General features: G+C 64.6%; 12 protein-coding genes. 8 read left to right on the forward strand and 4 right to left on the reverse strand.

Annotation, left to right across the window (positions count from 1 at the left end; genetic code table 11):
- Positions 1-58 precede the first annotated feature (58 nt).
- Positions 59-994 carry a R2-like ligand-binding oxidase gene (locus AWC25_RS11415; RefSeq protein ID WP_069399922.1) on the reverse strand — a complete coding sequence of 312 codons (936 nt, stop codon included), beginning with the start codon at positions 992-994 and terminating at the stop codon, positions 59-61.
- On the reverse strand, positions 991-1,680 hold the full coding sequence (locus AWC25_RS11420) for a TetR/AcrR family transcriptional regulator (RefSeq protein WP_069399921.1): 690 nt from the start codon (positions 1,678-1,680) through the stop codon (positions 991-993). Before AWC25_RS11420 ends, AWC25_RS11415 begins: the two co-directional genes overlap by 4 nt.
- A gap of 192 nt (positions 1,681-1,872) precedes the next feature.
- Here AWC25_RS11420 and AWC25_RS11425 point away from each other — a divergent pair, with 192 nt between their 5' ends.
- The 3 genes from AWC25_RS11425 (at position 1,873) to AWC25_RS11435 (ending at position 4,208) form a co-directional block, all read left to right on the forward strand.
- On the forward strand, positions 1,873-2,457 hold the full coding sequence (locus AWC25_RS11425; protein WP_232326964.1) for a TetR/AcrR family transcriptional regulator: 585 nt from the start codon (positions 1,873-1,875) through the stop codon (positions 2,455-2,457).
- A gap of 198 nt (positions 2,458-2,655) precedes the next feature.
- Positions 2,656-3,270 (forward strand): MIP/aquaporin family protein, encoded by a 615-nt coding sequence (locus AWC25_RS11430; protein WP_232326963.1) that lies wholly within the window; start codon positions 2,656-2,658, stop codon positions 3,268-3,270.
- Positions 3,271-3,359: 89 nt separating this feature from the next.
- Positions 3,360-4,208 carry an aldo/keto reductase gene (locus tag AWC25_RS11435; RefSeq protein ID WP_069399918.1) on the forward strand — a complete coding sequence of 283 codons (849 nt, stop codon included), beginning with the start codon at positions 3,360-3,362 and terminating at the stop codon, positions 4,206-4,208.
- Positions 4,209-4,231: 23 nt separating this feature from the next.
- On the opposite strand, the gene AWC25_RS11440 is transcribed toward AWC25_RS11435, so the two are convergent.
- Positions 4,232-5,965: an acyl-CoA dehydrogenase family protein gene (locus tag AWC25_RS11440; RefSeq protein WP_085166803.1), complete on the reverse strand. Its 1,734-nt coding sequence runs from the start codon at positions 5,963-5,965 to the stop codon at positions 4,232-4,234.
- Between the two features lie 93 nt (positions 5,966-6,058).
- Positions 6,059-6,955, reverse strand: a complete 897-nt coding sequence (locus AWC25_RS11445) for a hypothetical protein (RefSeq protein WP_069399916.1) — start codon at positions 6,953-6,955, stop codon at positions 6,059-6,061.
- Between the two features lie 305 nt (positions 6,956-7,260).
- On the opposite strand from AWC25_RS11445, the gene AWC25_RS11450 reads away from it, so the two are divergent.
- From AWC25_RS11450 to AWC25_RS11470, 5 genes are read left to right on the forward strand one after another with little or no spacing between them, the layout of a single operon-like run.
- Positions 7,261-8,505, forward strand: a complete 1,245-nt coding sequence (locus AWC25_RS11450) for an aminotransferase class I/II-fold pyridoxal phosphate-dependent enzyme (protein ID WP_069399915.1) — start codon at positions 7,261-7,263, stop codon at positions 8,503-8,505.
- Between the two features lie 20 nt (positions 8,506-8,525).
- A complete protein-coding gene (locus AWC25_RS11455) occupies positions 8,526-9,392 on the forward strand; it encodes an HpcH/HpaI aldolase/citrate lyase family protein (protein WP_158089740.1) in 867 nt (288 codons plus the stop codon).
- Entirely contained in the window at positions 9,385-9,909 is a 525-nt protein-coding gene (locus AWC25_RS11460; RefSeq protein WP_069399913.1) for a MaoC/PaaZ C-terminal domain-containing protein, read from the forward strand. The genes AWC25_RS11455 and AWC25_RS11460 overlap by 8 nt, the downstream gene beginning before the upstream one ends.
- Before the next feature lie 18 nt (positions 9,910-9,927).
- Positions 9,928-11,205 (forward strand): ATP-grasp domain-containing protein, encoded by a 1,278-nt coding sequence (locus tag AWC25_RS11465; RefSeq protein ID WP_084229265.1) that lies wholly within the window; start codon positions 9,928-9,930, stop codon positions 11,203-11,205.
- Positions 11,206-11,220: 15 nt separating this feature from the next.
- Complete coding sequence (locus AWC25_RS11470) at positions 11,221-11,925, forward strand: class I SAM-dependent methyltransferase (protein ID WP_069399912.1); 705 nt, start codon at positions 11,221-11,223, stop codon at positions 11,923-11,925.
- The last annotated feature ends 40 nt before the right edge of the window (positions 11,926-11,965 follow it).

Here is an 11,965-nt window from a genome sequence, read left to right on the forward strand (position 1 = left end):
GGCCTGCGGACGTCCGTAATTTTCGTACCGAAGGCCCACACCCGTGGTCTTGGTGCCGTTACACGCTGGCCAGGGCCCGCTGGTCCTCCTCGGCGAAGGTGTCCTCGAGCTGCAGCGGCGAGTAGTCGAGGTCGATCTCGCCGAGCGGACGCCCGCGGGCGCTGGCAATGGTGCCAAAGCGGCGCATCCCCTTGTCCGAGGCGTAGGCCATGGACTCCTCCGTCGACAGACCGAAAGGCATCGGGTCGTAAAGGGCGAAGCCCTCTTCGATCAGCCGCAGTCCCAGCGGCATCAGCTCGTTCATCCGCGTTTCGAACACGCCCCAGTTGGCGTCGTCCGCGGCGACGTGCCGCCGGCAGGTGAAGGTGCCCCAGGCCATGTGGCGGCGTTCGTCGTCGCCGATACGGCGTACCAGCTCCTGCATGCCGGGCAGGATGCCGCGCTCCACACAGATCTTGTGCCAGATGTAGTAGCCGGTCAGCGCGAGCATCCCCTCGACCATGTGGTTGTAGGTGACCGACGCACGGACCTGGGCGGCCGGCGACGGATCGTCGGCCAGCACGCTCAGGCACTGCGGCAGCTCCTCGTAGAAGATCGCGCGATACGTCGGGACATCGTCGATGAACGGGTGCAGGTCGTCGGTGACGCCGACGGCATCCAGCCACATGCGGAACACCTGGACGTGCTTGGCCTCCTCGAAGGCGAACTGCGTCAGGTACATCTCGTCGCCGAGCCGGCCCTCGGCGCGCATGGCGGCCATGAACGGCTGGATGTCCTGGGTCACCGATTCCTCGCCGGCGATGAACTCGGCGCACAACCGGGTCGCGTAGTGGCGCTCGTCGTCGGTCAGGCGTTCCCAGTCCTCGCGATCGCGGGAGAAGTCGATGTCGGCCGGATTCCAGAACTTCGCGTTGCCACCCGCAAAGAGCTTGAGCGGCAAGCTTTCCCAGTTGAGGCCACCCTGGATCATTGAGGCGACTCGTGTTCTGTTCATGTGACCTCCTCAGATCGCATCGGGGTTGGGGCACGCGAGGCATCCGGTGCGGCGAACGCGGCGGCGAGGACCGCGACGATCCTTCGCACGGCCAGGGCCGGCTGTTCGGGGCTGGGTTCGTCGAGCCCGAGGATGGGGTCCAGGCCGCGCATGTAGGGGGCCAGGGCCAAGTGCGGGAAGATCAGCAGCAGCAACGACAGCAGCACGTCGGTGTCGGCGTCCGCACGTAGGTCGCCGCGCGTCTGGGCGGTGCGCACCAGGGGCCGCAGCACTTCCAGGTAGTGGCGGTGGATCACGCTGCGGACACTGATGCGGGCATCGGTGTCGACCTCCAGAGTGGCCGCGGCGTGCAGCGCGCGTTCTCGCGGATGCTCGGCGTAGTAGGCGACCCAGCCGTCGAGCAATTCGGTGAGGAAATCGAAAAATGGCCGCTCCGGGCCGATCTTGTGGATCAGGTTTTCCATGTAGACCCGCACCCGCTGGCTGCCGATGTCGGCGATGAACGCGAACAGGTCGCGCTTGTCGGCGAAGTACTGGAACAGGCTGCCCTTGGCGACGCCGGCCCGGCGCGCGACGACGTTGAGGCTGCCCGACGAGAATCCGTGGGCCCCGAATTCGGCCTCGGCCGCCTCGATGATCGCGGTGCGACGAGCGGGGTCGACGCGTGCCCATGTGACCGTCGGCATCCGGCCTCCTTGCCTTGATGACCACCGGTCAGTCTAGTGTGATGCGCGACACAGTCAAGGGGTTGCGCCGCGGGTGGGCATGCACCGCGGGTGCAATAAGAGCGACGGGTGGTCAAGCAACCACAATCGTCAACATCTCTTTGACTCTTTGACGTAGTTTTCGGTAATTGGCAGAAGAGGTGCCAGATCACTTTGGATCAGCCGCGGGCCCGTCCTGGCCGACCGCGCAGCCAGGAGTCGCAAGCCGCCGTGCTGCGGGCGACGTCGGAGCTGATGCACGAGGTCGGCTTGCGAGCCATGACCACCGAGGAGATCGCCACTCGCAGCGGGGCGAGCAAGGCGACGATTTACAAGTGGTGGCCGAACAAGTACGCCCTGGCCGTCGAGGCCTTTCTGACGGAGATGTCGGTCGAGTCGGCCGATCACGACACCGGGTCGGCGCTCGACGATTTTCGCCTTGCGGTGCGGGGCATGACCCGCTTCTACACCAGCGACAGCGGCCGAGCGTATGCCCAACTGGTCGGTGAGGCGCAATTCGACCCGCAGGTCCGTGCGCAATTGCGCGACTACCTCGTGGGATCCCGTCGCAAGCTGGTCCGTGCGATCTGGGATCGCGGTGTCGCGCGCGGTGAACTCCGCCCCGATATCGACCCCGAGGTGGCGATCGACTTGATTTTCGGCCCGGTGATGTACCGCCTGGTCGCCGGCCACGCCCCCCTGGACGACGCCAGCGCGGACGCGATCGTGGAAACGGCCATGCGCGGGTTGGCCTACTGAGAGCACCTACGGACCACCTACGGACCACTATGAGACCGACGTCATAACTTTGACGGTTCAAAAGCCGCGGCACTTGCTTTAGTTTGGAAACTAAACGTTCAGTATCCTATTGGAATGGTCATGGCCGCTGCCTCTCACGTGTCCTCGAAACCCCCGTCCAGCTCGACTACGCGCGGCCAGTCAACGGCGCGCAAATTGGTGACCGAGTTCATCGGAACGTTCTTCCTCGTGTTCACCGTCGGTGCCAGCTCTCGCACCACCAACCCGCTTGCCCCGCTCGCAATCGGCGCGGTGCTCATGGTGATGGTCTACGCGGGCGGCCACATTTCCGGCGGCCACTACAACCCGGCCGTGACGATGGCCGCGTTCGTCCGTCGCAGGATCGGCGCGGGTGATGCGGCCGGCTATTGGAGCGCGCAGTTGTGCGCGGGCCTACTCGCCGCGGTCGTCGTCGGCGCCTCGATCAGCGCTTCGGACGCTCACCCGTTTACCCCGCCCGGCCACGCCATGACGAGCGCGCTTGTCGTCGAGTTCCTGTTCACGTTCGCGCTGGCCTATGTGGTGCTCAATGTGGCAACCAGCAAGGACCATCCGTCCAACTCCTTCTATGGGCTGGCGATCGGTTTCACCGTCCTCGTTGGTGCGGTGAGCGTGGGTGACATTTCGGGCGGTGCATTCAACCCCGCCGTCGTTTTGGGCGGAGCGGCGATGGGGCTGCTCGGCTGGTCGACCCTGATCTATCTGGTGCCAGAACTGATTGCCGGCGTTGCGGCCGGCTTGGTGTTCTGCGCACTCAACCCTGCCGACAAGTAAGCCGACAAGTAACAGGGCGCGACCCGCCGGACGTGCGGTTCGGCGCGGGTACGACCCGCAGCGCACGTCCGAGATAGGAGAGCAAGCAAATGAACCCGATCCCGTCGATCACGCTCAATGACGGCAACACGATCCCTCAACTGGGTTTCGGTGTGTTCCAAATTCCACCGGAGCAGACCGCCGCGGCGGTGCAGTCTGCTCTTGCGGTGGGCTACCGCCACATCGACACCGCACAGATGTACGGCAACGAGCGCGAAGTCGGCCAAGGCATCCGGGATGCGGGACTAGACCGCGACGAGGTGTTCATCACCAGCAAACTCAACAATGCACATCACCGCCCCGACGACGCACGGCGCGCCTTCGACGCCACGTTGACCGCTCTCGACACGGATCACGTCGACCTGTTTCTCATCCACTGGCCCTTGCCCACTCGGTATGACGGCGACTTCGTCTCCACCTGGAATGTGTTGGAGGAGTTCGCCAAGGACGGCCGGGCACGCAGCGTCGGCGTGTCGAACTTCCAGGTCCCGCACCTGCGGCGGCTCGTCGAGGCGTCGCCCACCGTGCCCGCGGTGAACCAGATCGAGCTGCACCCGTACTTCACCAACCAGCAGGTGGTCACCCACCTCCGCCAGCACCAGATTGCGACAGAGGCTTGGTCGCCGATCGCGCAAGGGCGGGTCCTCGGCGACGCACTGATCACTCGGATCGCCGAGACGCACGGCAAGACGCCGGCACAGGTGGTGCTGCGTTGGCATATCCAAAGCGGTTACATCGTCATCCCGAAATCGGTGCACCGCGAACGCATGGAGTCCAATTTCAATATCTTCGACTTCGCGCTCAGTCCCGAGCAGATGGATTCCATCAGTAGCCTCGACCGTGGCGAGCCGGGTCGCACCGGTCCCCACCCCGACACCTTCGACAGGATTCCCGACTGACGTTCGGCTGACGGTCGCAAGTCCTATGGCCGCATCTGGTAGGCGCCGTTGATCGGCTCGATGTGTTCTTTCCAGATCTGGTCGTAGCGCACCGGGTCGTGGACCGGGCGGCGGACCATGCGCGTGGCGAATCGGGCTTGTTCATCGGTGGTGGCTGATTTGTCGTGCAGCTCAACGGCATAACCGTTGAAGTCGCGCACCAGCACGGCGAAGATCTCGTCGATCAGGGCCTCGGCTCCCCGTTGGTCCAACCCGGACAGCGGCGCCTCCTCCAGGATCAGCTGGGCATAGGGCACCGTGGCGAACAACTGTCCCACCCCGAACGCGAAGTCGATGTCCTTCTGCTGCGCGGCATCCGGGGTGGCGCTGGCCAGCATCTCGGCCAGCACGTCGATCTGGCCGCGCAGCAGCGCCACGTTGGGCAGGTGCGCATAGCTGTCGAACGACGCGCGCCAATCGTGGAAGCGCACCTTGCCCAGCCCACCGGTCGGCCCCTGGGCGAACAGGAACGCATCATCGGCCGCGTCGTCGCGACGGTCGATCAGCGGCAGATCGGCGTTCGGCGCGAACAGGTAGTTGGGCATGAACTTGCCGAGCAATCCGATGTTGATGTGCATGGTGCCCTCAAGCCTTGGCAGCAAACCGATTTCCCGGGCCATAGCCTCGAAAATGGTGTCCTTTTCGACGCCCTTGGCGGCGATGACGTCCCAGAGTGCGGTGATCACCCGTTCGCCTTCGCTGGTGATCTTCGCCTTGGTCAGCGGGCTGTACAGCAGATAGCGGCGATCGTTCGCCGACGCGCTCCGCATGTAGTCGCAGGCCCGGCTGGCCACCAGCCGCATCGCGATCAACCGCACGTAGGCGTCGGTGAGCAGCCGCCGCACGTGGCTGAAGTCGGTGACGACCGTTCCGTACAGGTGCCGGTTGGACGCGTGAGTGACCGCCTCGTACATGGCGTGGGTGCACATGCCGACCGCACCCCAGCCGAGGTTGTACTTGCACACGTTGACCGTGTTGAGCGCGGCGTGAAAGGCGTCCGGGCCGCGGTGCAACAGGTCGGCCTCGCCGACCGGGTAATCGCGCAGCGCATAGTTGGCGACGAAGTTCTGCGAGTTGACGACGTTCTTGATCAGGTCGTAGCGATCGTGCTGGGAGTCGGCGACGAAGAAGACGTACTCGTCGTCCTTCGGCGAGGATCCGGCGATCTTGCCGAAGGTCGACACCATCCGCGCGACGTTGGCGTTGCCGATGTAGTACTTCTCGCCGTTGGCCGTCCAGCCGCCGTCGCCGTCGGGCCGCAGCACCATGTCGGTCTGGTAGACGTCGGCGCCGTGGGACTGCTCGGACAGGCCGAAGCCGAACACCTCGCCGGCCTGAAGCTGCGCGGCGGCCTTGCGTTTGGCGTCCTCGTTGGCGCTCATCCATATCGGCCCGAGGCCAAGCGCGGTGACCTGGAATGGGTACCAGTAGTTCAACCCGTAGAAGCCCACGATTTCGGCGAACTCACTGATCCGGTAGGTGTCCCAGCGGCAGGCCACCTCGGCCGAGGTGCCGTATTGCGAGGGCGTCAGCAGCGAGGCGAAGATGTGCTCCCGGCCGATGTGATCGAGGAATTCGGAGTACCACCGGCGTTCGTGGTCGTCGGACTTCAGCCGCGCCTTGCCCCGGGACTCGAAGAAGTCCACGGTCGCGGCCATGATCTCCGCCGAGCGACGGTCAGGGTAGCGGCGTTGCAAATGATTCGGATTGAGCAACATGGTGGTCTCCCGCGGTTCGGACGGTCCAGGCGGCTTGACGGTAGATCACCAGCGTGGCCGCAACGTCGACGGTACTGCCAACGAATCGTCGATTTATGCGTGTTGGGCTCGGGTGGCAAATATCGCGAGGCTGGCCGGCACGATCAGCACCCCGAGCAATATGGCCGGCCAGTTCACCGGCCGCCCGGCCGCGACCTCAACGAACAGCGCGATGACCGGTACCAGTGCCAGCGCCGCGGTGACGAGCACCGGCGCCAACCGCTGAATGGCGTACTGCATCAACAAGAACGGCACCACCAGGGAGGCGAACGCGGCTGCGACCGAGGTGCTCAACGGCAAACTGGGCGCGGCGAGCACACCGGACGGAACCAGCACCAGCAAGGCGAAAGCAGCCACCGCGACGGTGCCGTAGTAACGATGTGCCATCACCTGCCACACGCCGACCCCGCCGGTCCCCAAGTCGCGCGAAACGACGGCAACGCCGCCGCCGGCGGCGCCGTCGACAACGCCGAGGGCCGCCGCGACCAGCAACGCCCCGATCCCGCGCGGATCCGACCCGGCCAGTGCCACCACCAACGAGGCGCCCAGCGCCGCCAACAGACATACCGCCGACCATTGAGCGAACCCCGGCCGCGTCGGAGCCTGGCTGCGCCGCGCCCGCAGGGCCGACCAGGCCGTCACCGCGAGGGGGGCCACCGAGGCGGCCAGCGTGAAGACAACCACCGCGCTGTAGACCGCCACCCCGCAGAAAAAGGCGACGAACGTCAGCGCGGTCCACAGATTCAGCCAGCCGAAGCTGCGCCTGGTAGACCCGGTGGTCGAAGAATCGGAAAGGCCCCTGCGCGTCGCGACGGCTCCGAGCACCGCGCACGCCGCCGCGGCGATCGCCAAGATCACCAGGCTGTCCGCGACGGTGATCATCGATAACCCCAACAGTGCCGTGATCACGGCGTGCAGCCCGTTGCCGGTGAGAAGGGCGAGCCAGGGCATCAGGTCATCACCACAGCGGTGCTCGGCATGTCGATAAGAGTGCCTTGCGCAGGCGGCGACGTCTGTCGGTCAACTAGCCACCGCCGAGGATGAATCGGGTGTCCCCCGATTGGGGGAACGAGATTCATCCCACCGAGAACCGATCGGCGGATAGCCCCCGGTTGCGGATCTCCCTACTCTGCAACGTGTTGAAAAACCACGGTGGCCATCGTTAGACACGGATCCTTCGAACGGAAACCGTTCAAGGAACGGCTGTCGGCCACGCGAAACCCGCGTTACCGAAACCTGTTTCGAGGAGACTGTCGATGAATGCCGCGCCCCAGATCCACCGATTCCAACACAATGCCAAGGCCGTCGCCATCGGCAATCCCGCATGGCAGGCCGCAGCCGATAACAAGCTGCTGGACAACAGCGTTCGTTACATCGGCAACGATCGGCTGGAGCGGCAGAGCGATGGCCACCGTTTCATCAACATGATTTCGTGCTCGTACCTCGGACTGCACTCACACCCATGGGTACTGGAAGGCGCCCGTGCGGCAATCGATTCCGAGCAGACGTTCGCACTGTCGGCCTCACGGCTGCGGATCCGGTTCTCCATCATCGACGAGCTCGAAGCCGGACTCTCGGCGTTGTACCGGGCTCGCTGCATCTCCGCGATCTCCACGGCGGTGGCCAGTTCCGCGGTATTGCCCCTGATCGCGTCGGGGCACCTGACCGACGACGGGGAACCGCGCGTCATGGTCTTCGACAAGCATGCCCACTTCTCGCTGAACTACGTCAAGCCCATCTGCGCCGACGAGGCACCCGTCTACACCAGCCCGCACAACGACCTGAACTACCTCGAAGACATGTGCAAGAAGCACAAGCGGGTTGCCTACATCGCCGACGGCGCCTACTCGCTCGGTGGGGTCGCGCCGGTCAAAGAGCTGATGGAGTTGCAGGATCGCTACGGCCTGTTCCTCTTCTTCGACGAGGCCCACTCGTTGTCGATGTACGGCGCACGGGGCGAAGGAATCGTGCGCTCCATGATGCCCGCGCAGCTCAACCCGCTGACCGTCATCGTCGCCTCGCTCGGAAAGGCCTACGGCGCCAGCGGCGGGGTCATCATGTTGGGTCCCGAGAAGCATTACGACATTCTGATGCGATTCGGCGGGCCGCTGGCCTGGTCCAAGCCGGCCAACGCACCAACGATCGGCGCCTGCCTGGGTTCCCTGCGGGTGCACAATTCAGCCCAGCTCGCGGTGCGGCAGCAACAACTGCGGCAAAATGCCGCCTTGTTCGACAGCCTGATCGCCACCCCGCAGGCTGGCCTGGATACCCCGATCCGGGTGATCGAGATCGGTGATGACACCAAAGCAGTCGACCTGTCCCGAGAAATCATGGAGCGCGGCTACTACACCTCCGCGGTCTTTTTCCCGGTCACCGCCAGGGGACACGCGGGGCTGCGAATCATGCTGCGGTCAGACAACGACCCCGAGGATATCCGCCAATTCGCCGGGACTCTTCACGAACTAATGGCGCCGGAATCACGAGAACTGGTTGGTGTCTGAGGATGAACAAGCTACAGCCCGTGCAGCACAACGCGTTTCGTACCATGCTGATGACGAGCGCCACCAGTCCGCGGCGCTACCAGACGGCTTTGCGATCCGGCGCCGACATATGCACCCTGGATCTCGAGGATGCCGTGCCGCCCGCTCAGCGCGCAGCGGCTCGTCACCACGCGTCTCGGATATTCGCAAGACCATCGACCGGGCACTTCCGCGCCTTGCGGATCAACAGCCTGCGCACCGCCGACGGCCTACACGACATCCTCGCGCTGGTTTACGGCGCCATCAAGCCCGACGCGCTGCTGGTACCAAAGGTCAACTGCGCGCACGATTTACTGATCCTGGAGGACATGCTGGGCGACGAACTTGCGGATGTCGACCTTCTGGCGACGATCGAAACCGCGGCCGGCCTGGCTGCGGTTGAGGAAATCGCAACCGCCACAACGCGTGTACGTGCACTGGTGTTCGGAGCCGCCGACTTCGCGGCCGATCTCGGCATATCAATGGAATGGGAACCGTTGCTCTATGCCCGCTCACGCATCGTCACTGCGGCCGCCGTGGCCGGCATCCCGGCGATCGACGCGCCCACCTTCGACCTCGGCGACGACCTGGCCCTCAAGATCGACGTGAACCGTGCGCGCGAGCTCGGCTTCGCCGGCAAGGCCGCTGTGCACCCCCGCCAGGTGCCGGTGATCAACGACAGCTTCACGCCGTTGCCCGCAGAGGTAGAACGAGCCCAACGCGTCATCGAGATGGCGCACGGACAGTCCGGGCAGATCGGTGTCCTGGACGGGCAAATGGTCGGTCCGCCCATGGTCGCCGCGGCGCGACGTCTACTGGAAAAGGCGAACGCCGTTGACACAACTGCTATTTGGATGACTCATGCATGAGGTCCGTGCCTACACGAAGGTTGGTGATCGACGCTGGCGAGAATCACGCGGTTTGGTGTTCGAAGACGTAGAGATCGGCGCAATCGTCGAGCACCGTCCGGGCCGCACGCTGACCGAGGCGGACAACATCTGGATGTCGCTGCTGTCGCATAACCTGCATCCGTTGCACATCGACAACGCCTATTGCGAAAAGACAGAATGGCAGCGGCCTTTGGTGTCGAGCCTGGTTACGTTGTCGATCGTGTCGGGCATGAGCGTTCCCAGCACCAGCGCTAAGGGGCTGGCCAACCTGGGGTGGGACAACATCCGTCTCGTCGCCCCGGTGTTCGTCGGAGACACCATTTACGCCGAGACCGAGTATTTGGACAAGCGCCTGTCGGAGTCCCGGCCGAATCAGGGCATTGTCAGCTGTGCCACCCGTGGGATAAAGGCGGACGGCACGGTGTTTCTCACCTGCCAACGGGCGTTCCTGTTGCCAACTCGCGAGCACGAACTCGAAGAGCTGGCCGCGTACTGATTGAAAAGAGACAGAGACGTGCACCACCAACACAACACCGCCACCCGACATGTCGTATTGGTCGATACCTACGCGTCCATCGGCACCGAGTTGGCCGAGGACTTCCGTCGCGCCGGCTACATCCCGCTGCGCGTGCAAAGCGGTCCTGAGGTACCGCAAGCGTTACGTGGTCTGCCGGATCACTACCCGTACGAGGTGGACATAGTGCACCGCGGCGACTTGTCCGCGACGTTGACCGCGCTGTTGCCCTTTCGGCCGGTCGCGGTGGTGGCCGGAACCGAGCCTGGAGTGGAGCTGGCCGACGCGCTGAGCGAAGCCCTCCATCCGATCACCGGCGCGCCGACCAACGGAACGGCGTTGAGCGCCGCCCGGCGCGACAAGTATCTGATGATCGAGCGGATCAAAGAGCAAGGTCTACGCGGAGCCCGCCAGATCGTGGTTGTTGACGAAGATCAACTCCGCAACTGGCACAACGAAATTGGCGGCACCATCGTTCTCAAACCATTGCGCAGTGCCGGCAACGACGGCGTCACCTGGTGCCGCAGCCCCGAGGACGCCGTGCAGGCCTTTCGACACCTCGACCGCCGGCGGAACGTGCTGTCCGAGCACAACGACGGTGTCGTAGCCCAGGAGTGCTTGGTGGGTGCGGAATACACGGTCGACACGGTCAGCTGCGATGGAACACACCAGCTGTGCGATATCTGGGAGTCCCATCGGATCAACGCAAATGGCGTCCCCGACCTGCTGGTGGCCTGGCGAATGCTGCCGGCGACCGGCGAAGTGCAAGACCAACTGGTCGGTTACGCGTTCGCCGTGCTTGACGCCCTGGGCATCCGACATGGTGCGGCGCATGCCGAGATCAAGATGACGGCCGATGGGCCGTGCCTGGTCGAAGTGGGAGCACGGATAGCCGGCGCCAACCTTCCTGCCAGTGCACGGTTGGCCACCGGCCAGTCGCAGATCGAATGGATGGTGGACGCCTACATGCGGCCCGAGCGATTCGCCCAACGCAGCGGGCAGCCGTATCGCCTGCACCAGCATGTCGCCCGAACGGTCATGGTCGCCCCCCGCGAGGGCACGTTGACCGGCTACCGCAACGTGGAGGCCATCAAGGAACTGGCCAGTTTCCACGACATGACCATCCGGGTGAACCCGGGCGAACAACTGCCTCTTACCACCAATGACCTGACCTATCCGATCTTTGTCACGCTCGCACACGAGGTCGGCGAAGTGGTGGCTCGCGATCTCTGGACGCTGCGCTACCTGGACGGGCCAAGCTTCTACGAACTCGCCTAGAGGGGACGATCCGACATGAGAACGGTTACGGCGCAGTGCTACTGCCAGCACGCCACCGGAACAGAGCGCACCGCCGACGGAAGCTTGATCGAGCTCTACCGCCGCCTGCCCCCGACGGGCGAGCCGGAGCAGATTCACGCCCTGCTGCGACCGCGGAGCACCGTGCTCGAACTCGGCGCCGGCACCGGACGAATCGCCGACCCGCTGACACAACTGGGTCATCACGTCACCGCCGTCGACGACTCGGCCTACATGCTCGCCGAAGTTCGGCACGCGCGGACGGTACGCGCCCGCATCGAGGACCTGCGCCTGACGCAACGGTTCGATACAGTCCTGTTGCCGACCAACCTCATTCATTACCCCGGCATCGCCCTTAGGCGAGCGGTGTTGGCGACGATCGAGCACCACCTCGCCCCGACGGGCAAGGCCATCATCCAGTGGAAGCCGCCGTCTTATTGGGCCACGCGGACCTCAGGCTGGACGGAACACAAAGTGATCGGCGACGTGGCGGCTCGTGTCACGGTGCACAGCGACCTCGACGGGGTCGTCGAGGGAGAATACGCGCTCATCGTCGACGGTTCAGAGCTGCGGCAGTGCTTCCATCTCGAGGTCCTCACGGTGGAGGAACTCAGGCGCGAATTCGACACCTCCGGATTGCAGCTGCTGACTACCTCGCCCGAGTTGACGGAGTGGCTCGAAGTCGTGCGCAAAACGGACTGACGGCGACGCCTCCGATGGGGCCGCCGGCCGCGCCGGAAAA

Origin of the sequence: Mycobacterium sherrisii, assembly GCF_002102355.1 — a bacterium.
Classification (GTDB): Bacteria; Actinomycetota; Actinomycetes; order Mycobacteriales; family Mycobacteriaceae; genus Mycobacterium; species Mycobacterium sherrisii.